This is a genomic window from Streptomyces sp. NPDC041713 (assembly GCF_055591085.1).
Window position 1 is genome coordinate 190,991 of the sequence record NZ_JBVIZY010000008.1, and the last position, 26,570, is coordinate 217,560.

Below are 26,570 nucleotides of genomic sequence, written 5' to 3' on the forward strand. Positions count from 1 at the left end.
AGTGCGGGAGAATGGGCGTATGTCCGATGCATTCACCACCCGGGTCCTGCAGGTCACCACCGGTTCCACCGAGGTGGTCGCCGACCTCACCGCCGACGTCGAGGCCTTTCTGCGGGAGGCGGCAGGAGGCCGCGACGGCCTTCTCAACGTGTTCGTGCCGCACGCCACGGCGGGCATCGCGATCCTGGAGACGGGAGCGGGCAGCGACGACGATCTGCTCGCCGCGCTGCACAGCCTGCTCCCCGCCGACGACCGCTGGCAGCACCGCCACGGCAGCCCGGGCCACGGCCGCGACCACGTCCTGCCCGCGCTGGTCCCGCCGCACGCGACCCTGCCGGTCGTCGGCGGACGCCTGCAGCTCGGGACGTGGCAGTCGGTGTGCCTGGTCGACACGAACGTCGACAATCCCGACCGCAAGGTGCGGTTGAGCTTCCTGGGCTGATCGCGTCCGGCCCTCCCTGGTCAGGCTCCGGCCGCGCAGTCCGGGCATCTGCCCCGGAACGTCACCTCCGCCACGGCGACGGTGAAGCCGTACCGCTCGGCGGGCGGCAGCGCGGTCAGCGGGTCGCCGTCGGGATGGACGTCACGGATCGCGCCGCACCCCGAGCACACCAGGTGCTGGTGGGGGTGGTGGGCGTTCGGGTCGTAGCGCTTGGCGCGGCCGTCGGTGGCGACCTCGGCCACCTCGCCGAGCGTGACCAGCTCGCCGAGGGTGTTGTAGACGGTGGCGCGCGATATCTCCGGCAGCCGTTGCGTGGCCTGGGCGAGCACCTCGTCGGCGGTGAGATGGACGTGTTCGCCGGCGAGCACCTCGGCGACGACGCGGCGCTGGGCGGTCATCCGCCAGCCGCGCTCGCGAAGTCGTTGCAGCAGGTCACTCATGACCACCAGCCTCACTGTGCGAAGTCCCGTCGAAAACCGTGCAGAGTCCCGTCGAATGAATGCGCGTGCGCCTGTCTGTCGTATTGACTTGGACTAGGTCCATCGTAGGATCGGTTCCGGCTGACAGCCAAGGGACAGGGCAACAGCAGGGAACTTCACGTGACTTCAGGAGACGGGCCCGCACGGCCCGGCATCCGGATCCGCGGCTCGCGCACCGCACGCCTCGCGAGCGGTCGGTCGGACCTGTGCCCCGACTGTTCCACCACCCTCAGCTCTTGAGCACCGTGATCCGCCCCCTCCGGAAGGATTCCCATGACTGAGAACCACGATGCGATCGTCACCGACCCCAAGCCGGAGGAGACAGGGGGAGGTTGCCCGGTCGCGCGCGCCGCACACCCGACGCAGGGCGGCGGAAACCGGCAGTGGTGGCCGGAGCGGCTGAACCTGAAGATCCTGGCGAAGAACCCCGCTGTGGCCAACCCGCTCGGCGAGGAGTTCGACTACGCCGAGGCGTTCAGCTCGCTCGACCTGCCCGCGGTGAAGCGGGACATCGCCGAGGTGCTGACCACCTCCCAGGACTGGTGGCCCGCCGACTTCGGCAACTACGGCCCCTTCATGATCCGGATGGCGTGGCACAGCGCAGGCACCTACCGCATCAGTGACGGCCGCGGCGGCGCCGGCGCCGGCCAGCAGCGCTTCGCCCCGCTCAACAGCTGGCCGGACAACGCCAGCCTCGACAAGGCCCGCCGTCTGCTGTGGCCGGTCAAGAAGAAGTACGGGCAGTCCCTGTCGTGGGCCGACCTCCTGGTCCTCACCGGCAACGTCGCCCTGGAGCAGATGGGCTTCGAGACCTTCGGCTTCGGCGGCGGCCGCGCCGACGTGTGGGAGCCCGACGAGGACGTCTACTGGGGCCCCGAGACCACCTGGCTCGGCGACGAGCGCTACACCGGCGACCGCGAGCTGGAGAACCCCCTCGGCGCCGTCCAGATGGGCCTCATCTACGTCAACCCCGAGGGCCCCAACGGCTCTCCGGACCCGATCGCCGCCGCCCGCGACATCCGTGAGACGTTCCGCCGGATGGCGATGAACGACGAGGAGACGGTCGCCCTGATCGCCGGCGGCCACACCTTCGGCAAGACCCATGGCGCGGGCCCGGCCGACGCGGTCGGCGACGACCCCGAGGCCGCCCCGATGGAGCAGATGGGCCTGGGCTGGAAGAGCTCGCACGGCACCGGCGTCGGCGCCGACGCGATCACCAGCGGACTCGAGGGCATCTGGACCGACACCCCGACCACCTGGGACAACAGCTTCTTCGAGATCCTCTTCGGCTACGAGTGGGAGCTGTTCAAGAGCCCCGCGGGCGCCTTCCAGTGGCGGCCGAAGGACGGCGCGGGCGCGGGCACGGTCCCCGACGCCTTCGACTCCGCCAAGACGCACGCCCCGACGATGCTGACGACCGACCTCTCGCTGCGGTTCGACCCGGTCTACGAGCCGATCTCGCGCCGCTTCAAGGAGGACCCGCAGGCGTTCGCGGACGCCTTCGCGCGGGCCTGGTTCAAGCTGACCCACCGTGACATGGGCCCCGTCGTGCGCTACCTCGGCCCGGAGGTCCCGACCGAGACGCTGCTCTGGCAGGACCCGCTGCCCGAGGTGACGTACGAGGGCATCGACGCCACCGACGTCGCCGCGCTCAAGTCGCAGATCCTCGGCTCGGACCTGTCGGTGTCCCAGCTCGTCTCCACCGCGTGGGCGGCGGCGTCGTCCTTCCGCGGCAGCGACAAGCGCGGCGGCGCCAACGGCGCGCGCATCCGTCTGGAGCCGCAGCGCGGCTGGGAGGTCAACAACCCCGACCAGCTCGCCACGGTCCTGCACACCCTGGAGGGCATCCAGGAGTCCTTCAACTCCGGCCGGAGCGACGGCAAGCAGGTCTCCCTCGCGGACCTGATCGTGCTCGCGGGCGGCGCCGCCGTCGAGCAGGCCGCCAAGGACGCCGGGTTCACCGTCGAGGTTCCCTTCACGCCGGGCCGCGTCGACGCGTCGCAGGAGCAGACCGACGTGGAGTCGTTCGCCGCGATCGAGCCGGCCGCCGACGGATTCCGCAACTACGTCGGCAAGGGCAACCGGCTGCCCGCCGAGTACCTGCTCCTGGACAAGGCGAACCTGCTCACGCTGAGCGCCCCTGAGCTCACGGTCCTCGTGGGCGGTCTGCGGGTGCTCGGCGCGAACCACCAGGGCTCGAAGCACGGTGTGTTCACCACGAGCCCCGGCACGCTCACGAACGACTTCTTCGTGAACCTGCTCGACCTGGGCACGCAGTGGAAGTCGACGTCCGAGGCGCAGGACACGTTCGAGGGCCGCGACGCGGCCACCGGCGAGGTCCGGTGGACCGGCACCCGCGCGGACCTGGTCTTCGGCTCCAACTCCGAGCTGCGGGCGCTCGCCGAGGTGTACGCGAGCGACGACGCGAAGGAGAAGTTCGTGAAGGACTTCGTCGCGGCGTGGGTGAAGGTCATGAACCTCGACCGGTTCGACGTCGCCTGATCCGGCTCCACGCCGGGTGAAGTGACCACCACGTCCAGGCCGGCCCACCACCACGGGCCGGCCTGGACGTGCGTCGGGCGAGCGGTCGCCGGGGCAGCGCGAGGGTGCTGGTGGGCGGTGGAGGCCGGTGGGCGGAAGCCGTCTCCGTGGCCGAGCAGACTCATAAGGCAGCCTTATGGGGTCATAAAGATGACCCGCCTACTTACTTAGGCATGCCTTAGTTTAGGCTTCCCCTTGAGTCACTCCATCACCGCTCGAAGGGAACCTGAACATGCCTCGCCCTCTGCGGGTAGCCATTGTCGGAGCCGGCCCTGCCGGGATCTACGCCGCCGACGCGCTGCTCAAGTCCGCAGTGGCGGTCGAGCCGGGTGTGTCGATCGACCTCTTCGAGCGGATGCCGGCGCCCTTCGGCCTGATCCGTTACGGCGTCGCCCCCGATCACCCGCGGATCAAGGGCATCATCACCGCCCTGCACCAGGTGCTCGACAAGCCCCAGATCCGCCTCTTCGGCAACGTCGACTACCCGCGCGACATCAGCCTGGACGACCTGCACGCCTTCTACGACGGCGTGATCTTCTCCACCGGCGCCACGGCCGACCGTGCGCTCGACATACCGGGCATCGACCTGGACGGCTCGTACGGCGCGGCGGACTTCGTATCCTGGTACGACGGCCACCCGGACGTACCGCGCACCTGGCCCCTGGAGGCGGAGAAGGTCGCCGTCCTCGGCGTCGGCAACGTCGCCCTCGACGTGGCCCGCATCCTCGCCAAGACCGCCGAGGAGCTGCTGCCCACCGAGATACCGCCGAACGTCCACGAGGGCCTCAAGGCCAACCGGGCCAAGGAGATCCACGTCTTCGGCCGCCGCGGCCCCGCCCAGGCGAAGTTCAGCCCGATGGAGCTCCGGGAGCTGGACCACTCGCCGAACATCGAGGTCATCGTCGACCCCGAGGACATCGACTACGACGACGGCTCGATCGCGACCCGGCGCGGCAACAAGCAGGCCGACATGGTCGCCAAGACCCTGGAGAACTGGGCCATCCGCGACGTCGGCGACCGGCCGCACAAGCTGTTCCTGCACTTCTTCGAGTCGCCGACCGAGATCCTCGGCGAGGACGGCAAGGTCGTCGGGCTGCGCACCGAGCGCACCGCCCTCGACGGCACCGGCAACGTCAAGGGCACCGGCGAGTTCAAGGACTGGGACCTCGGCGCGGTCTACCGGGCCGTGGGCTACCTCTCCGACGAGCTGCCCAAGCTGCCCTGGGACGTCGCCTCCGGCACGGTGCTCGACCGCGCGGGACGGGTGATCGAGGAGAGCGGCGACCACCTGACGTCGACCTACGTCACCGGATGGATCCGGCGCGGCCCCGTCGGCCTCATCGGCCACACCAAGGGTGACGCCAACGAGACGGTCGCCAGCCTCCTTGAGGACCGCGAGAACGGCCGGCTGCACGTCCCCACCTCGCCCGAGCCCGAGGCCGTCGACGCCTTCCTCGGCGAGCGGAACGTCCGCTTCACCACGTGGGACGGCTGGTACCGCCTCGACGCCGCGGAGAAGTCGCTCGGTGAGCCGCAGGGCCGCGAGCGCGTGAAGCTCGTCGAACGCGAGGACATGCTCAACGCCAGCGGCGCGTAAGGACACTCGCTCCGGCCGTCGGCCCCGGCACCCCTGCGGTGCCGGGGCCGAACGGCTTTCGCGACCGTCCGGGGTGGCCCCGGACCGGCGGTGAGGGAGCCGCCGCTTCCGTACGAGGCTCAGGCCACGTGCTTCAGCAGTTCCGTGGCGAGCGGGCCGGCGGACGCCGGGTTCTGGCCGGTGACCAGGTTCCGGTCGACCACCACGTACGGCGCCCAGGGCTCGCCCTCACGGAAGTCGGCGCCGGCCTGCACCAGCCGGTCCTGCAGCAGCCACTTGGCGCGGTCGGCGAACCCCGCCTGGCCCTCCTCGACGTTGGTGAAGCCGGTCAGGCGGTAGCCCGCGACGGACGGGGCGCCGTCGGCCGAGACGGCGGCCAGCAGGGCGGCCGGGGCGTGGCAGACGATGCCGAGCGGCTTGCCGGACTCCAGGGCCCGGGTGAGCAGCGCGCCGGAGGTGGCGTCGACGGCCAGGTCCTCCATGGGGCCGTGGCCCCCGGGGTAGAAGACGGCGGCGTAGTCGTCGAGGTCCACCTCCGCCAGCTCGACCGGGCCCTGGAGCTCGGTGAACGCGGCCAGAGCGGCCTCGACCCGGTCGGCGCCCTCCTGGCCGCCGTTGAACTCCGGGGCCAGGGAGCCGCGGTCGACGGTGGGGACGACTCCGCCCGGGGTGGCGACGACGACCTCGTGGCCTGCGGCCTTGAACGCCTCGTACGGGGCGACCGCCTCCTCGGCCCAGAAGCCGGTCGGATGCCGGGTGCCGTCGGCCAGCGTCCAGTGGTCCGCGCCGGTGACTACGAACAGGATCTTCGACATGCGGTGCTCTCCAATGACGGGCCCCCGTAGGGGCGGGGAGGGGGGAGGGGCGGACGACGCTAATCGGCGTTCTGGCACCCTGACCTACTGACCTACTCACGGGCTGACGCCGGATCTTCGGTGCGGCGATGTCCTCGACGGTAGACCGGACAGGCGCGGCCAGCGAGTAAGCGCATCGAGTAAGGCGGGGAGGCGGCGGAACCCGATGGCGTCCATGGACGGCCCGCGCCGGGCGCACGATCCGTCGTACGAACAACACCTCGGGCACCGGACCCCGCTCCCCGCTCACCCCGACCGGCCCGTCTCCTCCGTACCCGACGTCGTCCGGACCATGCGGCGGCTGCTCGACCTCGATGCCGGTCGCGGGGCGCGCGCCGCCGTGCCCGTACTCCCCGAAGTCGCGCGCACCGTTCCCGAACTCGGCGCGGAACCGGCGCGGCTGGCCACCCTGGACAGTGAACTGCTCGCCGCGCTCGCCGAGTTGTGCGAGGTCATCGGCTGGATCCTGTTCGACGCGGGGCTCCACCGCCGGGCCCACCGGGCGAACGCACGGGCGTTGGCCCTTGCCGAGCTCTGCGGCGACCGCTGGACGGGCCGGCTCGTCCTGCTGAACCACAGCATGCTCCAGGCCCACACCGGCAACCCACGCGGCGCCCTGGCCACGGCATCCCGCGTACCGGGACCGCGCCCCCTGCCGGCCAGGGTCGGCGCACTCGTCCTGATCCGCCAGGCCCACGCCACCGCCATGCTGGGCGCCGACCATGCCGCCACCCGGCGAATCGGCCGGGCCAGGGATCTTTTCCTGGACGGCGTGTCGGCGGGCGACCCGCCCTGGGCCTGGTGGATCGACGAGACCGAACTCCTCGGGCACGAGGGCTGGGTCGCGGCCCGGCTGCACCGCTGGGATCAGGCCATTCCGCTCCTTCGCCGGGCCGCCGCCGTCCCGGACGGCCCCTCGTACCGGGAGCTGTTCACCGCCGAGCTGCTCGCCGCGCTCGTGGGGGCGGGTGCCTGGCGGGACGCCGAGGAACTCATCCGCGAGGTCGCGCCGCGCGCCGCCCGCATCGGGTCGGCCCGCACCGTGCGGTCGCTGGGAGCCACCGCGGCCCTGCTGCTGAGGCGCGGCGCCGGCGTGCCGTCCGCGGCGCGTGACGCGGCGGCTCATCTCTCGGAGTCGCTCAGCGCCCCGGAGCTCCCGTCCGCAGACCGTCCATGACGAGGTCCATGAGCCGGCCCGCCCGGGTCTCCCAGTCGGTGCGCGGATCGATCTGCCAGATGCCGGCGATGGCGAGCAGGAAGTCGTCGGGGGTCACCCCCGGCCGGATCGTGCCGGCCTCCTCGTTCGCCCGCAGCAGCAACGTGATGGCCTCGGTGAGCGGGCCAGGACCCACACCGGCCAGGCTGCCGAGCGTGCTCGTGGCCTTCCGTATCGCGTCGGCCAGACCGGCCTTGGCCATCCCGAACCGGACGAGGCGGTCCATCCACTCCCGCAGCGCCCGGTCGGGGGCGCGGCACTGCAGCAACTGGCAGGCCGCGTCGCAGACCTGCATGACCTCGTAGCGGTACACCTCGAGGACGAGCGACTCGCGGTTGGGGAAGTTGCGGTAGAACGTGCCCTGGCCGACCCCCGCCTTCTTCGCGATCGCGCTGAGCGGCGCGTCGCTCGCGCGCGTCAGCTCCTCCAGGGCGACCTCGAGGATCCGCTCGCGGTTGCGCTGTGCGTCCGAGCGCAGGGGCGCGTTCTTGTGGTGACCCATGGGCTCTCCTTCCGCTCTCGCGCAGCACGGCTTGGTTGCGCCTTGCTGAGCGGACAACTGTCCGCTAGGTTCAAGCACTAACGGACGAGTGTCCGCTTAGACTCACCATAGCGGCAGACATCGCCGCCGGGGACCCCGCCGCCACCGTGCGGGGGAACGTCCCCCTGCACAGCGCCACATCCTCCCGAACTTCCCGCCGAACCGCCTCGTTCGACGCGATTCGCGAAAGAAGGCTGCTCATGGCTCCATCGACGTCCAGTGCCGTCACCCTGAACATCAACGGCGAGAAGCACTCACTGTCCGTCGACCACCGCACCACGCTGCTCGACGCACTGCGCGAGCGGCTCGATCTGACCGGCACCAAGAAGGGCTGCGACCAGGGCCAGTGCGGGGCCTGCACCGTGCTGATCGACGGCCGCCGCGCCGTCTCCTGTCTCCAGCTCGCCGTCGCCGCCGAAGGGCGTGAGATCACCACCATCGAGGGCGTCGCGGACGGCGACCGGCTGCACCCCGTGCAGCAGGCCTTCCTCGACCTCGACGGCTTCCAGTGCGGCTACTGCACCCCGGGGCAGATCTGTTCCGCCCTCGGCGCGCTCCAGGAGCACGCCGACGGCTGGCCGAGCGCCGCCACCACCGATGTACGGCCCGAGGCGGGCGTGCCCGAACTGACCGCCGAGGAGATCCGCGAGCGGATGAGCGGCAACCTGTGCCGCTGCGGCGCGTACATGGCGATCACGCAGGCCGTCGCCAAGGCCGCGCGCGCCGAGGAGGAGACGGTATGAGGGACTTCGCCTACCAGCGGGCCCACGACGTGTCGGGCGCCGTCGCCGTGCTCGGCGCCGACCCCGACGCCCGCTACCTCGGCGGCGGCACCAACCTCGTCGACCTGATGAAGACCGGCGTCGAACGGCCCGGACTCCTCGTCGACGTACGCGAACTGCCCCTGGACCGGATCGAGACCACCGACGACGGCGGGCTGCGCATCGGCGCGACCGTCACCAACAGCGACCTCGCCGCCCACCCCGAGGTGCGGCGGCGCTACCCCGCCCTCGCGCAGGCCGTCCTCGCGGGCGCCTCCGGGCAGCTGCGCAACATGGCGACGGTCGGCGGCAACCTCCTGCAGCGCACCCGCTGCGGCTACTTCACCGATCTCAGCAAGCCCTGCAACAAGCGGGAGCCGGGCACCGGTTGCTCCGCGGTCGAGGGCGAGCACCACAACCACGCGATCCTCGGCGCCACCGAGCACTGCGTGGCCGTCCACCCCTCCGACATGGGTGTGGCCCTCGCCGCCTTCGACGCCGTCGTGCACTACGAATCGGCGCAGGGACCCGGCGAGTTGCCGATCGACGCGTTCTACCTGCCCGTCGGCGACACCCCGCACCTGGAGACCGCGCTGCCGGCCGGCGCCCTGATCACCGGCATCACCCTGCCGCCCGCCCCGGTCGCCGCCGTCTCCCGCTACCGCAAGGTGCGCGAGCGCGCCTCGTACGCCTTCGCCATCGGCTCGATCGCCGCGGCCCTCGACGTCCACGACGGCGTCGTACGGGACGTGCGCGTCGGCATCGGCGCGGTCGCGTCCCGGCCGTGGCGGGCCAGGGCGGCCGAGCGGGCACTGATCGGCGGCCCGGCCGATGCCGAGGCGTTCGCCGCAGCGGCCGACGCCGAACTGGCGGCGGCCCGCGCGCTGCCCGACAACGGCTACAAGGTGACGCTCATCCGCAACCTTGTCGTGGCCGTGCTGACCGAACTCACCGAGGAGGCCGCCCGATGACCACGACCGCCGTGACCGGTGCGGCGACGAGCGCCGTCGGCACCGCGCACACCCGCATCGAGGGCCTCGCCAAGGTCACCGGCGCCGCCCGCTACGCCGGGGAGATCCCCTTCGCGGACCTCGCCCACGGCTGGCTGGTGCTCTCCACGATCGCCCGCGGCAAGGTCCGCTCTGTCGACACCGAACCCGTCCTCGCGATGCCCGGAGTCCTGACCGTCCTGCACCACGGCAACGCGCCGCGCGTCGACGGCGACTACGTCGGCATGCTGGGACGCCCCGACCCGATCGTCGAGATGTTCCAGCACGACCGGGTGCCGTTCGTCGGCTGGCCGGTGGCGCTCGTCGTCGCCGAGACGTCCGAGGAGGCCAGGGAGGCGGCCGAGGCGCTCGTCGTGCACTACGACCAGGAGCCGCACGACGTCGCCTTCACCGCGGGACGCCCGGGCACGTACACGCCGGACGGCGACAGCATGCGCAAGGGCAAGGGCGACCTGGACGCCCAACTCGCCGCATCCGCCCACCTGGTGGACGCCGAGTACACCACGCCCGAGGAGCACCACTGCGCGATGGAGCCGCACGCGGCGACCGCGCGCTGGGACGGCGGCCGCCTCGAAGTCGTCGACTCCAACCAGGGCAGCACCTGGGTCGCCGACGAGCTCGCGAAGCTGTTCTCGCTCGACCAGGCCTCGGTGCGGGTGACGTCCGAGCACGTCGGCGGAGCCTTCGGCTCCAAGGGGCTGCGGGTCCACCAGATCCTCGCGGTGATGGCGACGACCGTTCTGCACCGCCCCGTACGCGTGGTGCTGACCCGCCGTCAGCTGTTCTCGCTCGTCGGCTACCGCAGCCCCACCACCCAGCGCGTGCGGCTCGGCGCCGACCAGGACGGCAGGCTCCTCGCCTTCGACCACCAGGCGCAGAGCCTGTCGTCGACCGTCCACGAGTTCGTCGAGGAGAGCGCCGGGTACGGCCGCTCGATGTACGCGGCCGACGCCCACCACACCGTCAACCGCCTCGTCCGCCTCGACGTGCCGACGCCCACCTATGTACGCGCCCCGGGCGAGGCGCCCGGCTCCTTCGCCGTGGAGTCCGCGCTCGACGAGCTCGCCGAGACGTGCGGCATGGACCCGATCGCGCTGCGGGTCCGCAACGAACCCGACGTCGGCCCCCTCTCCGGCCTGCCCTTCAGCAGCCGCAACCTGCTGGCGTGCTACGAGGAGGGGGCCCGCAGGTTCGGCTGGGCCGACCGCGACCCACGCCCCGGCGTGCGCCGCGAGGGGCGCTGGCTGATCGGCACCGGCACGGCCGCGTCCACCTTCCCGGTGCTCGTCGCACCGAGTACCGCGGCGATCACGGCGGAGGCCGACGGCACCTTCACCGTGCGCATCACCGCCGCGGACGTCGGCACCGGCGCGCGGACCGCGCTCACCCTGATCGCCGCCGACGCCCTCGACGTGAGCCCGGACCGGGTCCATGTCCGGATCGCCGACAGCGACTTCGGCCCGGCGATGATCGCCGGTGGTTCCATGGGCACCCGCTCCTGGGGCTGGGCGGTCAACCTCGCCGCCCGCGAGCTGCGGGAGAAGCTGGTCCCCGGCGGCGACATCCCGCCGGAGGGCATCACCGCGGGAGCGGACACCGGCGCGGCCATCGGCGCGCTCAGCGAGAAGGAACGGCACTCCTTCGGCGCGCAGTTCGCCGAGGTCGCCGTGGACGTCACCACGGGCGAGGTGCGGGTGCGCCGGATGCTCGGCATCTTCGCTGCGGGCCGCATCGTCAACCCGCTGACCGCACGCAGCCAGTTGGTCGGCGGCATGATCTGGGGCCTGTCGATGGCGCTGCACGAGGAGGCGGTCAGGGACGCGGCATCGGGCGGTCTCGTGGGCCCCGACCTCGCGGGCTACCACATCGCCTCCAACGCCGACGTGCAGCAGATCGAGGCGGACTGGGTGGCCGACCCGGACGCGGACGACCCGGTCGGCATCAAGGGCATCGGCGAGATCGGCATCGTGGGCGCCGCCGCCGCGGTCGCCAACGCCGTCTGGCACGCGACGGGTGTGCGGCACCGCTCGCTGCCCATCCGCCCCGACCGCATCCTGCGCGCCGGGACCCGCTCCGGGGACACCACCCGTGCTTGACATCGCCGACGACCTCGACCGGTGGATCAGGGAGGGCCGGGACTTCGCCGTCGCCACGGTCGTCAGCGTCGGCGGCAGCGCGCCGCGCGGTCCCGGCGCCGCCCTGGCCGTCGACGGCGAGGGCACCGTCATCGGCTCGGTCTCCGGCGGCTGTGTGGAGGGCGCGGTCTACGACCTGTGCGTCGAGGCCCTCCAGGACGGCCGGGCCGTCGTCGAACGGTTCGGCTACAGCGACGAGGACGCCTTCGCCGTCGGGCTGACCTGCGGCGGGGTCATCGAGGTGCTGGTCACCCCGGTGGCCGCCGACGCGCCGGACAGGGCGGTCTTCGCCGCCGCCCTGTCCGCCGCGGCCGGCGGCGGTGCGGTGGCGCTGGCCCGCGTGTACCGGGGCCCGGCCGAACTGCTCGGCAGGCCCCTCCTGGTGACATCCGCCGAGCCGTCCGCCGATCCCGACCAGGAAGGGCGGGGCGCGGCGCACCAGGGGACCCTGGGCGGCCACCCCGAACTGGACCGCACAGCCAGGGGCGAGAGCCGCGCCCTGCTGGCGGCCGGCCGCACCGGGGAGTTCGTCGTCTCCGAGAGCGGCGCGCACTGCGGGACCGAGGTGACCGTCCTCGTCGAGTCGAGCCAACCGCCCCCGCGCATGATCGTCTTCGGTGCCGTCGACTTCGCCTCCGCGCTGGTCCGCGCGGGCAAGTTCCTCGGCTACCACGTGACGCTCTGCGACGCCCGTCCCGTCTTCGCCACCCGCGCCCGCTTCCCCGAGGCGGACGACATCGTCGTCGACTGGCCGCACCGCTACCTCCGGGACACCGAGACCGACGGCCGCACCGTCCTGTGCGTCCTCACCCACGACGCCAAGTTCGACGTGCCGCTCCTCGCGGCGGCGCTGCGGATGCCCGTCGCGTTCGTCGGCGCGATGGGCTCACGCCGCACCCACGAGGACCGCAACCGCCGACTGCGCGCGGAGGGCGTCACCGAGGCCGAACTGGCCCACCTGCGCTCGCCGATCGGCCTCGACCTCGGGGCCCGCACGCCCGAGGAGACCGCCCTGTCCATCGCCGCGGAGATCGTCGCGGCGCGGCAGGGCGGCACGGGCCGGCCGCTGACCGGCTCCCGGCACCCCATCCACCGCGACACACCCGGCGGCTCGCCGTCCCGGTCCAGGGTGGTCGCCTGACCGGACACCTCCGGAGAGAATCCCCCATGAAGATCAACGCCCTCATCATCGACGCCGCCGACCCCGAACGCCTCGCCGCGTTCTGGTCCGCACTGCTCGACAGGCCGGTCACCGGCCGCACAGGACCGTACGTATGGCTGCGGCGCGAGAACGGTCTGCTCGTCGGGTTCCAGCGGAACGACGGACCCGCACCGGGCAAGAACCGCCTGCACCTCGACCTGGAGACCTCCGATCCGGCCGCCGAACAGCAGCGGATCGAGGCGCTCGGAGGACGCAGACTCGAGGGGTACGAGGACGGCGGGTTCCTGGTGATGGCCGACCCCGAGGGCAATGAGTTCTGCGTCATCCCCGAGGGCCCGCTCGGGCTCGACGACCAGGGACACACCGACTACCTCCGCTGAGGACCCTTCGGCCGGCCGGCCGACCGTCCGTCGCGTACCGCCTCCGGCACGGCGCTTCACCGAAGCCGTTCCGGCGGGCCGCTCGGATGCGTACCGTGTAACCGTCCCGCCACATCGAGTAGCGGTGCGGCGGGCGGTGCACGGAGGGGGTGCATGAGGATGGACGCGGCTCCTGCCCTGCGGGCCGTGGGGCAGATGAGGCCGGGGGACCATCTCCTCCTCGGCCACCGCACGGACGAGGAACGCGAGGCGGTGCTCGCCGCGTTCCTCACGGACGGCCTGGCCGCCGGCCAGCGAGCGCTGCTCCTGACCTCGGACGAGGCGTCACCGGCCGCCCCGCTGGACTTCCTGCGCCGCGCGGGATGCGACGTGGCGGGCGCGCTGGCCGCCGGCAGACTGCGGACCGGCTCCCGGCCGGGCGCGGCGGGAGCCGTGCGACACCCGGGTGACCTGGTGCGCCGCGAGACCGAGGCCGCGGTGGCCGACGGCTTCCTGGGGCTGCGGGTGGCCCTGGACATGGCGCCGGACGGCGACGACGGCCCGGCCGGCGGTTTCTGCGCGACCGAGCGGCTGCTCGGACCCGCCTTCTCGACCCTGCCCGTGCTCGGCCTGTGCCTGTACGACCGACGACTCTTCGGCCCCCGTGAACTGACCGCCGCCGAGGCCCTGCACCACGGCCACGCCGTCGCCGACGACGTCTGGCAGGACGAACTGCTGCGGATCACCCGGACGTTCGCGCCGCCCGGTCTCGCCCTGTGCGGGGAGATCGACGACAGCAACGTCACCGCGCTGGCCCGCGCCCTGCGCGCCGAGGCCGACCGCGCCGCCGACCGGGCGTACGGGCCGCCCCGTACCCGGCTCGACCTGCGCGGTCTCACCTTCATCGACATCTGCGCGCTGCGCCTGCTCTTCCACACGGGCCTTTGCCTGTACGCGTCGGGCGGCGGCCTGGTCCTGGACGGCGCCGCCCCGCACGTACGCCGGGTGCTGCGCGTCACCGGCTGGGACCGCGCCCCCGGCCTCGGCCTCGGAGCGGGGGCTGAGGAGTCATGACGCGCGGCGGCTTCGTCCACCAGGCGCTCTGCTACGCCTCGGACGACGCGTTCCTGTCCGGCACGGTCGGCTTCGTCCGGGACGGGCTCGCGGCGGACGAGGCGGTGCTCGCTGTAGTCGCCCGGCACAACATCGCGCTGCTGCGGGACGCGCTAGGCGGCGCCGCACGGGAGGTCGACTTCGTCGACGCCCAGGACTGGTACCACTTCCCGTCCCGCACGCTGGGCCGGTACAACGACTACTGCGCCGAGCACGACGAAGGGGGCGCGCGGCGCGTCCGGGTCATCGGCGAACCGGTCTGGGCCGACCGCACGGGCTTCGAGACCCGGGAGTGGATGCGCTACGAGTCCCTGGTCAACGTGGCGTTCGCCGCCTCGCCGCACTGGATCGTCTGCCCCTACGACGCCCGCGCCGTCCCCGACGACGTGCTCGACGGCGTCGCGCGCACCCATCCCGAGGTCACCACGGACACCGGCCGCCCGGCCGCCGACGGCCGCTACACCGATCCGGCCGACTTCTACGCCGAGTGCGACGCCCTCGCACGGACCTCGCCCGCCCTGGCTGATCCGGCCGGCCCGGCCCGTGAAGTCGCCTTCGTGCGGGGCGAGTCGGTGGCGACCCGGATAGCCGTCGCCGAGTACGCCCGACGCTGTCAGGTCGCCGAGGACCGCGCACGCGACATGGTCGCCGCCGTCCACGAGGCCGTGGTGAACGCCGTCCGGTTCGGCGGCGGCCGGGGCACGCTGCGGCTCTGGTGCGACGCCGACTGGGTCGTCTGCGAGGTCGCCGACGCCGGGGCCGGACGACCCGCCGTCCACGCCGAGGGCACGGCGGGCTATCTCGGGCACGTCCCGCCGGACGGCAGGGCGGCGGCGGGCCACGGACTGTGGCTCGTACGGCAGTTGAGCGACCTCGTCACCGAGCGTCTCGGCGCGGAGGGCGCGGTGGTGCGGATGCACTTCCGTCGCTGAACGGCAGCCCGGCTCCCCGGGGCACGCAGCACCCGCACGCCGGTGGCGCAATTCCGGCCCTGTGACGGAGACTTCGCCGGGTCAGCCGTACGCGCACGGAAGGTGGGCCAGCATGACCGACTCGACGAAGACCCCCGCGGACGTGGTCCGCTCGGGTCCGATCCGCTACGCCACCGCGGAGCGCTTCGCCCGCCCCCGCCCGGTGTCCGAGCGCGACACCCGCCCCGCCACCGGAGAGATTCCGCCGCAGCCGCCCTCGCGGCTCGACGCGGTGATGGGCCCGCCCCGCGACGTCCACCCGCAGGGCGAGGACTGCCTCAATCTGACGGTCACCACACCGGCCAGGGACGGGGGAGCCAGACCGGTGCTCGTGTGGCTGCACGGCGGCGCGTTCAGCAGCGGCGCGGGCTGCATGGACTGGTACGACGGAGGGGTCCTGGCCGCCGAGGGCGATGTGGTCGTCGTGGGCGTCAACTACCGTCTGGGCGCGCTCGGTTACCTCTGTCTCGACGGGGTGAGCGAGGGCAACCTCGGCCTGTACGACCAGGTGGAGGCGTTGCGCTGGGTCCAGACGCACATCGCCGACTACGGCGGTGACCCGGCCGATGTCACGGTGGCCGGACAGTCGGCCGGCGGCATCTCCATCCGTCTCCTGATGCAACTTCCCGAGACCCGTGGCCTGTTCCACCGCGCGATCCTGCAGAGCGCCCCGATCGGCACCACCGCACGCCCCCACGAGACGTCCCTCGACATCGGCCGCCTCTTCGCCGACGCGCTCGGCGGGGACCCGCGCACCGCCGGCGTTCCCGCGATCCTCACGGCCCAGACCGAGACGGCGCAGACACATCAACGCAGGGTGGGCCGCGCGATGAACCCCGCCTTCATCCCGGTCGAGGGCATCGCCCCGCTGCCCGCCGCCGAGGACGCGTTCGAGGGGAACGTGCGCGGCGTCGACGTCCTGTACGGCTGGAACGCCGACGACATGAGCGCGTTCGGCGCGACGGACGCCGACCTCGCGGAGCGCACCCGCGAGGTCTACGAAAAGCCCCTCACCCGCTACGGGGCCCAACTCGCGTGCGCCGGGGCCCAGGTGTTCTCGTACCGGCTCGACTGGCGCCCCGCCGGGTCCCCCTACGGCGCCACCCACTGCCTCGACCTGCCGCTGCTCTTCGGCACCCGGGATGCCTGGCAGGGCTCGCCGATGCTGGGGGACACCCCGTGGGAGGAGACCGACCGGATCGGCAGGGCACTGCGCGCCGCGTGGGTCACCTTCGCCCGCACCGGCAAGCCCGGCGCCCTGCCCGCGCCCCTGGTCGACCTGCCCGCGCCCCCGACCGAGGGGCCGGGGCGCGGACTCTCATGAGCCGGGCAGCTCGCGGACTCTCATGAGCCGGGCAGCTCCCGGCGCTCCAGCGGACGGGTCGCCGGGCCCTGGAGCACCGCCCCGTCGGTGGCGAAGCGCGAACCGTGGCAGGGGCACTCCCATGCCGTCTCCGCCTCGTTGAAGGCGACCAGACACCCGAGGTGGGTGCAGCGGGCGGAGACCGCGTGCAGACCGCCGTCCGCGTCGCGGTGGACCGCACAGCGGCGCCCCTCGACGCGGACCACCGCTCCGGCCCCGGCGGGGATGTCGTCCACCGAGTCGACATGGGTCGTACGGAGCCGGTCGCCGATGAAGTGCCGTGCCACCTCGGCCTGTTGGCTCAGCAGGCCGGGCGCCTCCCGCAGGGTGCTCCACAGCCTGCGCGGGTCGTACAGGTCGGCCCACGGGGACTTCTGCCCGCCGATCATCTTGGCGAGCAACTGCCCGGCCATGACGCCGCCGCTCATGCCCCACCCGCCGAACCCGGTCGCCACATAGGTGTGCCGGGCGCCGGGGTGGAAGGGGCCGACCATCGGCACGCCGTCGCTGACGTCGTTGTCCTGCGCCGCCCACCGGTAGAGCGTCTCGCCGACGTCGAAGCGCTCCCGCATCCACGCGTTGAGGGAGGCGAAGCCCGCGACGGCGTCACCCGTGCCCGGCGTGAAGCTGTCACCGGTGACGATGAGGAGCCGCCCGCCGTCACCGTACGGCGCGGTCCGCACCGAACGCTTGCCCTCCTCCTGCGTGATGTACATGCCGCCCGGGTCCTGGCCGGTCAGCGGAGCGGCCACCACGAGTTCACGCCGGGGGGAGAGCCGGGCGAACAGCAGGGCGCGGTCGAAGACCGGGTAGTGGGTGGCGACGACGACGGCCCGCGCGGTGACCGTGTGCCCGGCCTCGGTGGTCACCGTGCAGGGCGAGCCCTCGTGCAGGCCGGTCACCCGGGAGCGCTCGTGGATGACGCCGCCGCGCGCCCGCAGGTCCTCGGCGAGCGCCAGCAGATAGGTGCGGGGGTGGAACTGCGCCTGGTCGTCCACCCGCACCGCGCCCGCCACCGGGAACGGCAGACCGGTCTCCTCCGTGTACACCGCGGGGAGTCCCGCCTCCCGGGCCGCGGCGGCCTCGGCCCGCAGCTCGTCCGTGTCCGCGGCCCGGGTGGTGTAGGTGTAGGCGGGCGCGCGCTCCAGATCGCAGTCGATGCCGAGCTCGGCGGCGACCGACGCCACGTGCTCCACCGCCTGCTGCTGCGACTCCGCGTAGAAGCGGGCGGCCTCAGGTCCGCGGGTGCGGCGCAGCCGCTCGTACACCAGGGAGTGCAGGGCCGTCAGTTTGGCGGTGGTGTGGCCGGTGACGCCGGCGGCGATGCGGTCGGCCTCGAGGACGGCAACGGAGCGGCCCTCGCGGGCCAGCTCCCACGCCGTGCTCAGACCGGCGACGCCGCCGCCCACCACGACGACGTCCACCTCGATGTCGTCGGACAGGGGCGGATGGGACGGCGCCGGGGCGGTCTCCATCCAGTACGACTCCGGGCGGCCCGGCAGCGGATCGGACGCGTTGCTGGTCATGCGCGGCCCCTGACGGTGGACATGGTGACCTCCAAGGTCTCTCGGCATCCGGTGGGTGCGAGTCTCCCGTGACCCGCGGGACAAACCCGGCCGCCGCGCCGCCCGCCGCCGGGAGGCGGGTCAGAGCCAGTCGCGCGGGAGCGTCTCGTTCCAGGTGCGCGAGAAGACCCGGCGCTCGCCCTCGTAGCCGTCCAGCGTCGCGTCGACGAAGAAGTTGTCCTCGTCGCACGTCATCACCGTCCGGGTCCGTACGTGCACGTCCCAGTCGCCCCGCTGGAACCGCATCGTCCAGTCCGTCTCACCGCCGACCGAGGTGAAGTCGTCCCCGGTCGCCGTGTACCGCTCGTAGGCCCGGCAGCCGACGTCGAGTCCGATCTCGTCGTAGCGCACGGTGCCGCGGTCCTTGACGATCTCCAGCGCCCAGTCGTAGCCGATCAGGTCCCGCTTGACCTCCCAGCGCTGGTCCGACGGGGTGATCTGGGTGGTGGACAGGGGCCGGGTGCCCTCGGGTTCACCGAAGGGGCGCCGCGGCGCGCCGTCCGGTTCCGCCGTCGGGCGCACCGGCAGGCGCAGCGCGCTGGTCCCCTCGTACAGGCTGAGCAGCGCGGGCCGGGGCGGGGGCCAGGCCAGCGGCCAGTACGAGGTGGACAGCGAGAGCCGGATGCGGTGGCCGGGCGGGAAGGACTGGGCGACGCCGTTCAGCTGGAGGGTCGCCCGGTAGCGGCGGCCAGGCTCCAGGGGTTCGGGCTCGCCCGTGCCGTCCCTGCGGGTCAGGTTGAGCACGCCGTAGGTGACCCGGGTGGCGCTGCCGTCCGGGGCGACGTCGGAGAGGCGCGCGGCGACCGTGGCCACCGGCTCGCTGACCGACAGGTCGAGCTCCACGGCGGGGGACCCGAGGATCTCCACCGTCTCGGTCAGCTCGGGGGAGTCGAAGACGAGGGAGCCGCCGTCCTCCTCGCGCTGGTCGTAGGGCAGGTCCGGGGGCGCGTTGTAGGAGGCCCACTTTCCGCCGAACTGGCCCACGGAGAGCGGTGACTGCACGGTCATGGCCTCGCCCTCGGCCGCCGCGTCCGCGCCTGCGTCCTGCGCCATCACGATGCGGTGCCGCCGCAGTGGGTGGCTGACCTCGGTGATGTGCGGGGAGGGCCACTCCGGTTCGGCGACCCAGCGGCCCGGGCGTTCCTCGTACGAGGTCGACGGCGGCACGCTCTCCTGCATCCAGGTCTGCAGCATCGGCCCGTCCATCACGCCGTTGTCCTCGCCCTTGAGCCAGTGGTCCCACCAGCGCACCACCTCCTGGAGGTAGCCGATGGCGGGGCCGGGCTCGCCCAGGTGCGGATACTTGTGCGACCAGGGGCCGATGAGGCCCTTGCGGGGCACGTCGAGGTTGCCGAGCAGCCGGGTCACCGCGTTGGAGTAGCCGTCGGCCCAGCCGCTGGAGGCGAGGACCGGGCAGCGGACGTCCCGGTAGTTCTCGCAGACCGACGCGTGCCGCCAGTAGTCGTCGCGGCGCTGGTGGCGCAGCCACTCGAGCACCCACGGCTTGGCGGCGTCGAGCCGCTCGTGCCACATGTCCCGCCAGCGCTCGCCGACCACCGCCGGATCCGGCGGACAGGTCGCGTAGGCGAACATCGTGCCCGCCTCGGCGAGGTTGTCGGACAGCATCGCGCCGCCCATGTAGTGCATGTCGTCGGCGTAGCGGTCGTCGGTGAACGAGGAAATGACGATCGCGCGCAGGCTCTCGGGCCGGCGGGCGGCGACCTGCAGGGCGGCGAACGCGCCCCAGGAGATGCCCATCATGCCGGTGGCGCCGTCGCACCAGGGCTGCTCCGCCAGCCAGGCGAGCACCTCCTCGGCGTCGGTCTGCTCCTGCTCGACGTACTCGTCGGTGAGGACGCCCTCGGACTCGCCGGTGCCGCGCAGGTCCACCCGCACGCACGCGTACCCGTGCCCCGCGATGTAGGGGTGGTGCATCGAGTCGCGCTGCGAGCTCAGATCCCGCTTGCGGTAGGGGATGTACTCCAGGACGGCCGGCACCGGGGTGTCGTCCGATGACGTGGGGCGCCAGATGCGGGCCGACAGCCGGACGCCGTCGGACATGGGGATGACGACGTGTTCTTCTTCTTTCGTCGCGTACGGGAGATGGTCCACGTGACGCATGGAGCGGTGCCGTCCTCTCGGTTGCCTTCCCGCCGGGCGGGCGGGTTCGTGCGGGGGGTGGGTGGCGGCGGTCGGTGCGGGTGGCCGGGCCGCGGTCAGTCGTTGGTGACGTCGCGTCCGCCGGGCTCGGTGCCGTCGAAGGAGAGCCCGAGCGCGGCCACCGACCGGTCGTACTTGCGGCGCAGGTCCTCCTCACTGTCACCGCCGGTGCTGATGTGCGCCAGCTCGAAGCTGTAGCTGTCCTGGTGGGTGGCGTCGGAGAGCCGCCGTCCCTCCTCGACGCCGACGTCGATCCGCACGCCCGGGATCTCCCGCTCGATCCGGTCGATCTCCTCGCGCGTCGGCACCTCGTGCGCGACGCCGTCGGCGAACCACCGGTAGTACCACTTGGCCGACGCCGCGTACGGCCCCTCGCGGTAGGGGAGCGCGGGGTCCTCGTCGAAGGCGAGGCTGACCATGCAGTGGTGGTTGGGGACGCCGTCGACGTAGGCGAAGAGCTCCGCGTGCGCCTGGGAGTGCCGGGGGTTGATCTCCAGGAGGTTGATGGCGTCGGTGCTCGGGTCGTAGAAGTACTCGATGCTGAACGTCGCCGCGTCCATGCCGATCTGCCGGATCACCCGCTTCGACACGTCGTGCAGGCGCTGCTGTACGGGCTCCGGCAGGGCCGAGGGGTACTGGTGGCGCAGGAAGCAGGACGAGTCGGGGTAGTTGATCGAGTCGAGCACACCGTAGACGGTGACCTCACCGCGGTAGACGTAACCCTCCACGGCGACCTGGATGCCCGAGAGCGCCTCCTCCGCGAGGCAGACCTCGCCGCCGACGCCCTCCATCTCGGGCGGCAGATCCACTTGCTTGAGTATGTACTCGAAGGGCCGGCCGACCCGGCTGATGCCCTCCTTGATGCGGGCGACGGCCTCGCGGAACTCGTCCTCGTCCTTGACGCCGTAGGCCAGCTCGGAGGAGTAGGAGAGCGCGGGCTTGAGCCACATGGGGAACCGCACGCCCTCGGGAGGCTTCGGGTCGTCCGTGTCCAGATCGACCCGGCCGAAGCGCGGATGCTCGTCGATGACCTTCTGCTGCTCCAGCCGGCTCCAGTACTTGTGCTCGCACTTGACGATCGATTCCAGGCTGGTGTGGTGCGTGCCGTACCGCTCGCCCAGGATCGCCACGAGCGTGCTGACCGGGAAGTCCCAGTAGCCGACGATCGCGTCGATGGTGCCGTCGAAGGAGTCGAGGACCGACTGCGCCTTCTCGATCAGCGCCGGCACGGACACCTCGCCGCCCTGGAGCTCCTCGACCGTGAGCAGCGGGTGGAAACGGTACTCATCCGCACGGGGGACGCTCTCCAGGGCGGGCACATTGGCCTCGTCCATACCGATCACGAAAATGTTCCTGCGCTGTACAGCCACGATGCTCCTTCAAATGGGTTGAAGCGGCCGCGTACCCCGCTGCCCGGACAGGCACACGTAGCCGGACCGCGGGGAGATCCATGACTCCCGGCACGCCGATCGGCCCCGTCCGGTCGGCGCGTCCTGGCCGGGGCCCCGATGCTGGGGCCATGACCCCGGGACCGGGCCCGCAGACGACACGCGCAGCACGCCTCGCCGCCTGGTGGACGGCGCTGCCGCCCGCGGCGGGCTCCGCGGTGATGGCCACGGGGATCATCTCCGTGGGCCTGTACCTCCTCGGACACGAGACGCTCTCGCGTATCGCGCTGGTCCTGGCCTGCGCCGCCTGGCTCGGGCTCGCCGCCGCCTTCGCGCTCCGGCTGCTGAGCCGGCGGACCCGCTGGCGGTCGGAGGCGGACACCCCCGCCGCGCTCACCGCGGTCGCCGCGACCGGCGTGCTCGGCACGCGCCTCGCGCTCCTCGGACGCTCGCCCGTCGCCCTGGCCCTCCTGCTGCTCACCGCCGTCCTCTGGCTGGTCCTGCTGCCCGCCGTGGTGCGGCACTGGGGGCACCGCATGCCGGGCGCGGTCTTCCTCGTCTGTGTCGCCACCCAGGCCATCGCGGTCCTGTCCGCCACCCTGGCCGCCGTCCTGCCCGCGCGCCCGCTCTCGGCTGTCGCCGCGGTGTTCTTCTGCCTCGGCCTGGTGCTGTACGGGGCCGCCTTCGCCCGCTTCGACCTGGCGCAGGTCAGCGCCGGGGCGGGCGACCAGTGGGTGGCGGGTGGAGCACTGGCGATCTCGGCGCTCGCGGGAGCGAAGCTGCTCGCCGCGCCGCTGGTCACCGGGGCCCGGCACGACGTGCTGCGCGCGGTGACGCTGATCGCGCTCGCGCTGGACCTCGCCTGGTACGTCGTCCTGCTCGCCGCGGAGGTACGCAGGCCACGGCTTCGGTACGACGTGCGGCGCTGGGCCACGGCCTTCCCCATGGGCATGACGGCGGTCGCCACCCTCTCGGTGAGCGCCGCGACGGGCGTCTCCTGGCTGTGGCAACCGGGGCGGGTGCTGCTGTGGATCGCCGTGGCGGTCTGGGTGTGCGTGTTCGTGGGGACGGTCCGGTCGGTGGCGGGGCGAGTCCGTGGATCGTCGTGATCCACCTCACCCGGAACAACGACGAGCGACAGAGGTAAAGCGATTACGCTTCTTTCGTAGTTCTCGTACTCACGAGGTTCTCGTACGCACGAGCAGAGGAACCTGCCATGGAGACTGTGGAAACGGCGCGGCGCACCCCTGCGGGCCACCGCGAAGACGCCCTGCCCGATCAAGATCCGCGCGCCGCACGCCTGTTGGGCCGCCCCTTCGCCCTCGGCGGCCTGACCCTGCGCAACCGCATCGCGATGGCCGCGGTGACCCGGCGGTTCTCGCCGGACGGAGTGCCCGGCGAGGACGTCGCGGCGTACTACGCGCGGCGCGCCGCCGGGGGTGCCGGCCTGATCATCACGGAGGGCACCTACATACGCCGGGACGCGGCCGCCGCCTACGACCGGGTGCCGCACTTCTACGGTGAGCGGGCGCTGGCCGGCTGGGCGCGGGTGGTCGAACACGTGCACGCGGCGGGCGGCCGCATCATGCCGCAGCTCTGGCACACCGGGGTGCTGCGCACCGGCGCGGCCCCGCACCCCGGCGTCCCCGCCGAGGGGCCGTCCGGCCTCGACCTCGACGGGCGTCCGCACGGCAGGGCCATGACGCTCGACGACATCGACGCGGTCGTCCGCGCCTTCGCCGAGGCCGCCGCCACCGCCGAGCGCATCGGCTTCGACGGCGTCGAACTGCACGGCGCCCACGGCTACTTGATCGACGCCTTCCTGTGGCGCGGCACCAACACCCGTACCGACGCCTACGGCGGCGACCCCGCCTCCCGCGCCCGGTTCGCCGCCGAGATCGTCGCCGCGGTGCGGGGCGCGGTCTCGCCCGGATTCCCGGTCCTGTTCCGCCTCTCGCAGTGGAAGACCGACCACTACGACGCACGGATCGCCGCGCACCCCCGCGAACTGGAGGCCCTGCTCACACCGCTCGCCGATGCGGGAGCCGACGCCTTCCACGCCTCGACCCGCCGTTACTGGCTCCCCGAATTCGAGGGCAGCGACCTGAACCTCGCGGGCTGGACCAAGAAGCTCACCGGCAAACCGTCCGTCACGGTCGGCTCGGTGGGCCTCGACCGGCAGTTCGCGGGCGCGCCGGGGCGCACGCAGCGTTCCGGGGTCACCGGCATCGGCCCGCTCCTGGACCGGCTGGAGCGCGACGAGTTCGATCTGGTCGCCGTCGCCCGCGCCCTGCTGGCCGACCCCGACTGGCCCACGAAGGCGCTGACCGGCCGCCTCGACGAAGCGGTGCCCTACGACGCGGCGCAGTTGAGCACTCTGGTGTGAGGCGCCGCTGCCGGCCCGGTGTGGTCGCGCGCACGCCCGGGCCGGTCGCGACCGACGTGAAAGAGTGAGGGCGCCCCGTACGAACCCCGCGTACGAACCCGCGTACGAACCCCGGAGAGTGATCCACCATGACCTGGCCGGCGACCGAGCGGTACCGCCTGGAATCCGCGCCCGGCGGCCTCGCACTCGTCCAGGATCTGCTCAACACCGTCGCCGCGGGCGGGCCCGCACACCGGGACCTGCTCGCCGATGTGGCGGACGCGCAGAAGTGGACGGACGGGGCCATCGCGGCGTGGGCGGCCGTCACGGGGCGGCAGGCGCCGCGTGTGACGCTGGACGAAGCGGGGTTGCGTGAACTCAGGGGCTTTCGTGACGCACTGCGGGAGGCCGCCGTGCGGGGCGCGGGGAGCCCGGCCGGGGGTCACCCGGAGATCCCGGAGCTCGCGGAGATCCCGGAGCACTCCGGCGAGGCCGTGCTGCGGCTCGGGGGCGACGGCGTCGTACAGCTCGAAGTCCGAGGCCACGGTGGGCATCGGCTCGTCGCGCTCGTCCTGGCCGAGGTCTACGAGGGGCAGCGGGCGGACACCGCGCGGCGCTTGAAAACCTGCCGCAATCCCGAGTGCCGCGTGGCGTTCTACGACCGTTCCCGCAACAACAGCGGGGTCTGGCACGACGTCAAGACGTGCGGCAACACGGCGAACCTGCGCGCCTACCGCGCCCGGCAGCGGGAGCGGTAGGCGTCGGAGCTCCTTCGGCGGCGACCGACCGAGGCGCGGCCGCCGCCCGACGGATCAGGACTCGATCGGGGTCAGGACGAAGAGCGGGATCTCGCGGGACGTCTTCTTCTGGTACTCGGCGTAGTCCGGCCACGCCGCCACCGCCCGCTCCCACCAGAGCTCGCGCTCCTCGCCGGAGGCGACCCGCGCGCGGTAGTCCTTCTTCACGGGGCCGTCCTGCAGCTCCACATGAGGGTTGTTGACGAGGTTGTGGTACCAGGACGGGTTCGCCGGATCACCGCCCTTCGAGGCCACCACCGCGTACTCCCCGGCGTGCTCGACGCGCATCAGGGGGTTCTTGCGGAGCTTGCCGCTCTTGGCGCCGACCGAGGTGAGGACGATGACGGGCTTGCCCTGCATGGTCGTCCCCTCCTTACCGCCGGAGCTCTCGTACTCGACGACCTGCTTGCTCGCCCAGTCCCACGTACCGGGCTCGTATTCACCAGTCAGAGGCATACCTCGCCCAACGCGAGGCGATCCCGTCTTGTTCCGCTTCCGCCACCGCCTCACCCGAACGCGTCCCCCGATCGCCCCACCCGCCCACCCGGACCTGCCGAACGCCCACGGCGACCGATGCGTTAGAAATGCCTCAAATGATTCATCACGGTGACAGCGGGTCATCGCGGCAGTGGGGGCGGACCATGGCGGGGCACGGCATACCCGAGGAGTATCTCGACGGCTATGCGCCGATGCTCGCGGCCGCGGCCGCGACCGGGCGCAGGCCCACCCGCGAGGAGCTGGACTCGCGGCGCGCGCTGGGGGAGCGGGCCGCCGAGGCGGGGCTCGGGCTGCGGGCCCTGGTGCGCGTGCACCTGGCGGCGACCCGTGAGCACTGGCCCGCCGGGGCGACGGGCTCCGTGGACAGCGTGCTGGCCGCGGCCGAGCAGGCCGTGGACGCCCTCGCCGCGGGGTACGAACGCGCCCAGCGCCTGGCGGTCCGTCAGGAGGAGGCCGCCCGGCGGGAGTTCATCGACGACCTGTTGCACGGGCGCAGCGACCTCGGCCTGCTCGCCGAGCGCGCGGAACGCTTCGGGCTGCGCCTCTCGTACGAGCACGCGGTCGCCGTCGCCCAGGGGGCCCGCGAGTACGAGGAGGGCGACGCGGTGGCCCGCGAGGTCGAGCGTGCGCTGATCGGCCGGTTCGGGGACCGCAGCATCCTGGTCACCACCAAGGACGGCCGGCTCGTCTGCATCGCCCCCGGCGACCAGGGCGAGGTGCTCTCCTTCTTCGCCAAGCACGCGTACACCGCCACCGACGGCGGCCGCGTCGTCATCGGCCGCCCGCAGCCCGGCCCCGGCGGTGTGGTCCAGTCGTACGAGGAGGCGCTCAACGCCCTGGACCTGGCCGAACGGCTCGAACTCGACGGGCCGTTGCTGCGCGCCGCCGACCTGCTCGTCTACCCCGTGCTGACCCGCGACCGGCAGGCCATGACCGATCTGGTGCTGCACACGCTCGGCCCGCTGCGACAGGCGCGCGGCGGGGCGCAGCCCCTCATCGACACGCTCGCCGCCTACTTCGACGCGGGCTGCGTCGCGGCGGAGGCGGCCCGCAGGCTTTCCCTCAGCGTGCGCGCGCTCACCTACCGCCTGGACCGCATCCACCGTCTCACCGGGGCCAGCCCGTCGGACCCCGTGCACCGCTACACGCTGCAGACGGCGGTGATCGGGGCCCGGCTCCTGGACTGGCCCGCCCAGCCGTTCTGAGCGGCGACCGCTGCTCCAGCGGTCGCCGACGGCCCGGAACCGGGGCAA

At 72.8% G+C, this 26,570-nt stretch carries 23 protein-coding genes; 16 read left to right on the top strand and 7 right to left on the bottom strand.

The genetic code is table 11. The features are described from left to right. Positions 1–19 precede the first annotated feature (19 nt). Complete coding sequence (locus ACZ6CV_RS24645; protein WP_469252880.1) at positions 20–442, top strand: secondary thiamine-phosphate synthase enzyme YjbQ; 423 nt, start codon at positions 20–22, stop codon at positions 440–442. A gap of 20 nt (positions 443–462) precedes the next feature. On the opposite strand, the gene ACZ6CV_RS24650 is transcribed toward ACZ6CV_RS24645, so the two are convergent. Further along, entirely contained in the window at positions 463–882 is a 420-nt protein-coding gene (locus tag ACZ6CV_RS24650) for a Fur family transcriptional regulator (protein WP_469252881.1), read from the bottom strand. A 312-nt stretch (positions 883–1,194) separates the two neighbouring features. Here ACZ6CV_RS24650 and katG point away from each other — a divergent pair, with 312 nt between their 5' ends. Together katG and ACZ6CV_RS24660 are read left to right on the top strand one after the other, a co-directional pair. Continuing rightward, positions 1,195–3,423, top strand: coding sequence for a catalase/peroxidase HPI (katG, locus tag ACZ6CV_RS24655; RefSeq protein WP_469252882.1), 2,229 nt, complete (start codon positions 1,195–1,197; stop codon positions 3,421–3,423). Between the two features lie 271 nt (positions 3,424–3,694). Continuing rightward, complete coding sequence (locus ACZ6CV_RS24660) at positions 3,695–5,059, top strand: FAD-dependent oxidoreductase (RefSeq protein WP_469252883.1); 1,365 nt, start codon at positions 3,695–3,697, stop codon at positions 5,057–5,059. A gap of 119 nt (positions 5,060–5,178) precedes the next feature. Here the strand turns inward: ACZ6CV_RS24660 and ACZ6CV_RS24665 are convergent, their stop codons facing one another. Beyond that, positions 5,179–5,874 (bottom strand): type 1 glutamine amidotransferase domain-containing protein, encoded by a 696-nt coding sequence (locus tag ACZ6CV_RS24665; protein ID WP_469252884.1) that lies wholly within the window; start codon positions 5,872–5,874, stop codon positions 5,179–5,181. 205 nt (positions 5,875–6,079) lie between these two features. Here ACZ6CV_RS24665 and ACZ6CV_RS24670 point away from each other — a divergent pair, with 205 nt between their 5' ends. Continuing rightward, positions 6,080–7,090, top strand: a complete 1,011-nt coding sequence (locus ACZ6CV_RS24670) for a DNA-binding protein (RefSeq protein ID WP_469252885.1) — start codon at positions 6,080–6,082, stop codon at positions 7,088–7,090. Here the strand turns inward: ACZ6CV_RS24670 and ACZ6CV_RS24675 are convergent. Next, positions 7,053–7,631, bottom strand: a complete 579-nt coding sequence (locus tag ACZ6CV_RS24675) for a TetR/AcrR family transcriptional regulator (RefSeq protein WP_469252886.1) — start codon at positions 7,629–7,631, stop codon at positions 7,053–7,055. The genes ACZ6CV_RS24670 and ACZ6CV_RS24675 overlap by 38 nt on opposite strands. Before the next feature lie 239 nt (positions 7,632–7,870). On the opposite strand from ACZ6CV_RS24675, the gene ACZ6CV_RS24680 reads away from it, so the two are divergent. The 8 genes from ACZ6CV_RS24680 to ACZ6CV_RS24715 all read left to right on the top strand — a co-directional run bounded on the left by ACZ6CV_RS24680 (position 7,871) and on the right by ACZ6CV_RS24715 (position 16,505). Further along, complete coding sequence (locus tag ACZ6CV_RS24680; RefSeq protein WP_362373421.1) at positions 7,871–8,413, top strand: (2Fe-2S)-binding protein; 543 nt, start codon at positions 7,871–7,873, stop codon at positions 8,411–8,413. Next, positions 8,410–9,402 (top strand): FAD binding domain-containing protein, encoded by a 993-nt coding sequence (locus ACZ6CV_RS24685; RefSeq protein ID WP_469252887.1) that lies wholly within the window; start codon positions 8,410–8,412, stop codon positions 9,400–9,402. Before ACZ6CV_RS24680 ends, ACZ6CV_RS24685 begins: the two co-directional genes overlap by 4 nt. Then, the gene (locus ACZ6CV_RS24690) at positions 9,399–11,537 is read left to right on the top strand and encodes a xanthine dehydrogenase family protein molybdopterin-binding subunit (RefSeq protein ID WP_469252888.1); all 2,139 of its coding nucleotides are present in this window, start codon (positions 9,399–9,401) and stop codon (positions 11,535–11,537) included. Before ACZ6CV_RS24685 ends, ACZ6CV_RS24690 begins: the two co-directional genes overlap by 4 nt. After that, positions 11,530–12,717 (top strand): XdhC family protein, encoded by a 1,188-nt coding sequence (locus tag ACZ6CV_RS24695; protein WP_469252889.1) that lies wholly within the window; start codon positions 11,530–11,532, stop codon positions 12,715–12,717. Before ACZ6CV_RS24690 ends, ACZ6CV_RS24695 begins: the two co-directional genes overlap by 8 nt. Positions 12,718–12,743: 26 nt before the next feature. Continuing rightward, positions 12,744–13,118, top strand: coding sequence for a VOC family protein (locus tag ACZ6CV_RS24700; protein WP_359330432.1), 375 nt, complete (start codon positions 12,744–12,746; stop codon positions 13,116–13,118). 153 nt (positions 13,119–13,271) lie between these two features. Beyond that, entirely contained in the window at positions 13,272–14,171 is a 900-nt protein-coding gene (locus tag ACZ6CV_RS24705; RefSeq protein ID WP_469252890.1) for an MEDS domain-containing protein, read from the top strand. Further along, positions 14,168–15,142, top strand: a complete 975-nt coding sequence (locus ACZ6CV_RS24710) for an anti-sigma factor RsbA family regulatory protein (protein WP_469252891.1) — start codon at positions 14,168–14,170, stop codon at positions 15,140–15,142. The genes ACZ6CV_RS24705 and ACZ6CV_RS24710 overlap by 4 nt, the downstream gene beginning before the upstream one ends. 112 nt (positions 15,143–15,254) lie before the next feature. Continuing rightward, positions 15,255–16,505: a carboxylesterase family protein gene (locus ACZ6CV_RS24715; RefSeq protein ID WP_469252892.1), complete on the top strand. Its 1,251-nt coding sequence runs from the start codon at positions 15,255–15,257 to the stop codon at positions 16,503–16,505. A gap of 20 nt (positions 16,506–16,525) precedes the next feature. On the opposite strand, the gene ACZ6CV_RS24720 is transcribed toward ACZ6CV_RS24715, so the two are convergent. The 3 genes from ACZ6CV_RS24720 to ACZ6CV_RS24730 all read right to left on the bottom strand — a co-directional run bounded on the left by ACZ6CV_RS24720 (position 16,526) and on the right by ACZ6CV_RS24730 (position 21,603). Beyond that, on the bottom strand, positions 16,526–18,070 hold the full coding sequence (locus ACZ6CV_RS24720) for an FAD-dependent oxidoreductase (RefSeq protein WP_469252893.1): 1,545 nt from the start codon (positions 18,068–18,070) through the stop codon (positions 16,526–16,528). Between the two features lie 120 nt (positions 18,071–18,190). After that, complete coding sequence (locus ACZ6CV_RS24725) at positions 18,191–20,230, bottom strand: CocE/NonD family hydrolase (protein WP_469252894.1); 2,040 nt, start codon at positions 20,228–20,230, stop codon at positions 18,191–18,193. Between the two features lie 95 nt (positions 20,231–20,325). Next, the gene (locus tag ACZ6CV_RS24730; protein WP_469253025.1) at positions 20,326–21,603 is read right to left on the bottom strand and encodes an ATP-grasp domain-containing protein; all 1,278 of its coding nucleotides are present in this window, start codon (positions 21,601–21,603) and stop codon (positions 20,326–20,328) included. Between the two features lie 185 nt (positions 21,604–21,788). Between ACZ6CV_RS24730 and ACZ6CV_RS24735 the strand changes: the two genes are divergently transcribed. The 3 genes from ACZ6CV_RS24735 to ACZ6CV_RS24745 all read left to right on the top strand — a co-directional run bounded on the left by ACZ6CV_RS24735 (position 21,789) and on the right by ACZ6CV_RS24745 (position 24,780). Continuing rightward, positions 21,789–22,766 (top strand): tellurite resistance/C4-dicarboxylate transporter family protein, encoded by a 978-nt coding sequence (locus ACZ6CV_RS24735; RefSeq protein ID WP_469252895.1) that lies wholly within the window; start codon positions 21,789–21,791, stop codon positions 22,764–22,766. A 107-nt stretch (positions 22,767–22,873) separates the two neighbouring features. Beyond that, the gene (locus tag ACZ6CV_RS24740) at positions 22,874–24,043 is read left to right on the top strand and encodes an NADH:flavin oxidoreductase (protein WP_469252896.1); all 1,170 of its coding nucleotides are present in this window, start codon (positions 22,874–22,876) and stop codon (positions 24,041–24,043) included. 128 nt (positions 24,044–24,171) lie between these two features. Beyond that, entirely contained in the window at positions 24,172–24,780 is a 609-nt protein-coding gene (locus ACZ6CV_RS24745) for a CGNR zinc finger domain-containing protein (RefSeq protein WP_469252897.1), read from the top strand. Positions 24,781–24,834: 54 nt separating this feature from the next. Here ACZ6CV_RS24745 and ACZ6CV_RS24750 read toward each other — a convergent pair whose 3' ends face one another. Next, entirely contained in the window at positions 24,835–25,275 is a 441-nt protein-coding gene (locus ACZ6CV_RS24750; protein ID WP_355806725.1) for a nitroreductase family deazaflavin-dependent oxidoreductase, read from the bottom strand. Positions 25,276–25,460: 185 nt separating this feature from the next. Between ACZ6CV_RS24750 and ACZ6CV_RS24755 the strand changes: the two genes are divergently transcribed. After that, a complete protein-coding gene (locus tag ACZ6CV_RS24755) occupies positions 25,461–26,522 on the top strand; it encodes a PucR family transcriptional regulator (RefSeq protein WP_469253026.1) in 1,062 nt (353 codons plus the stop codon). Positions 26,523–26,570: the final 48 nt, after the last annotated feature.

Coding starts and splice junctions, on each gene's coding strand:
- ACZ6CV_RS24645 (WP_469252880.1), top strand. CDS start 20: ATGTCCGATGCATTCACCACCCGGGTCCTGCAGGTCACCACCGGTTCC.
- ACZ6CV_RS24650 (WP_469252881.1), bottom strand. CDS start 882: ATGAGTGACCTGCTGCAACGACTTCGCGAGCGCGGCTGGCGGATGACC.
- katG (WP_469252882.1), top strand. CDS start 1,195: ATGACTGAGAACCACGATGCGATCGTCACCGACCCCAAGCCGGAGGAG.
- ACZ6CV_RS24660 (WP_469252883.1), top strand. CDS start 3,695: ATGCCTCGCCCTCTGCGGGTAGCCATTGTCGGAGCCGGCCCTGCCGGG.
- ACZ6CV_RS24665 (WP_469252884.1), bottom strand. CDS start 5,874: ATGTCGAAGATCCTGTTCGTAGTCACCGGCGCGGACCACTGGACGCTG.
- ACZ6CV_RS24670 (WP_469252885.1), top strand. CDS start 6,080: ATGGCGTCCATGGACGGCCCGCGCCGGGCGCACGATCCGTCGTACGAA.
- ACZ6CV_RS24675 (WP_469252886.1), bottom strand. CDS start 7,631: ATGGGTCACCACAAGAACGCGCCCCTGCGCTCGGACGCACAGCGCAAC.
- ACZ6CV_RS24680 (WP_362373421.1), top strand. CDS start 7,871: ATGGCTCCATCGACGTCCAGTGCCGTCACCCTGAACATCAACGGCGAG.
- ACZ6CV_RS24685 (WP_469252887.1), top strand. CDS start 8,410: ATGAGGGACTTCGCCTACCAGCGGGCCCACGACGTGTCGGGCGCCGTC.
- ACZ6CV_RS24690 (WP_469252888.1), top strand. CDS start 9,399: ATGACCACGACCGCCGTGACCGGTGCGGCGACGAGCGCCGTCGGCACC.
- ACZ6CV_RS24700 (WP_359330432.1), top strand. CDS start 12,744: ATGAAGATCAACGCCCTCATCATCGACGCCGCCGACCCCGAACGCCTC.
- ACZ6CV_RS24705 (WP_469252890.1), top strand. CDS start 13,272: ATGAGGATGGACGCGGCTCCTGCCCTGCGGGCCGTGGGGCAGATGAGG.
- ACZ6CV_RS24710 (WP_469252891.1), top strand. CDS start 14,168: ATGACGCGCGGCGGCTTCGTCCACCAGGCGCTCTGCTACGCCTCGGAC.
- ACZ6CV_RS24715 (WP_469252892.1), top strand. CDS start 15,255: ATGACCGACTCGACGAAGACCCCCGCGGACGTGGTCCGCTCGGGTCCG.
- ACZ6CV_RS24720 (WP_469252893.1), bottom strand. CDS start 18,070: ATGACCAGCAACGCGTCCGATCCGCTGCCGGGCCGCCCGGAGTCGTAC.
- ACZ6CV_RS24725 (WP_469252894.1), bottom strand. CDS start 20,230: ATGCGTCACGTGGACCATCTCCCGTACGCGACGAAAGAAGAAGAACAC.
- ACZ6CV_RS24730 (WP_469253025.1), bottom strand. CDS start 21,603: ATGGACGAGGCCAATGTGCCCGCCCTGGAGAGCGTCCCCCGTGCGGAT.
- ACZ6CV_RS24735 (WP_469252895.1), top strand. CDS start 21,789: ATGACCCCGGGACCGGGCCCGCAGACGACACGCGCAGCACGCCTCGCC.
- ACZ6CV_RS24740 (WP_469252896.1), top strand. CDS start 22,874: ATGGAGACTGTGGAAACGGCGCGGCGCACCCCTGCGGGCCACCGCGAA.
- ACZ6CV_RS24745 (WP_469252897.1), top strand. CDS start 24,172: ATGACCTGGCCGGCGACCGAGCGGTACCGCCTGGAATCCGCGCCCGGC.
- ACZ6CV_RS24750 (WP_355806725.1), bottom strand. CDS start 25,275: ATGCCTCTGACTGGTGAATACGAGCCCGGTACGTGGGACTGGGCGAGC.
- ACZ6CV_RS24755 (WP_469253026.1), top strand. CDS start 25,461: ATGGCGGGGCACGGCATACCCGAGGAGTATCTCGACGGCTATGCGCCG.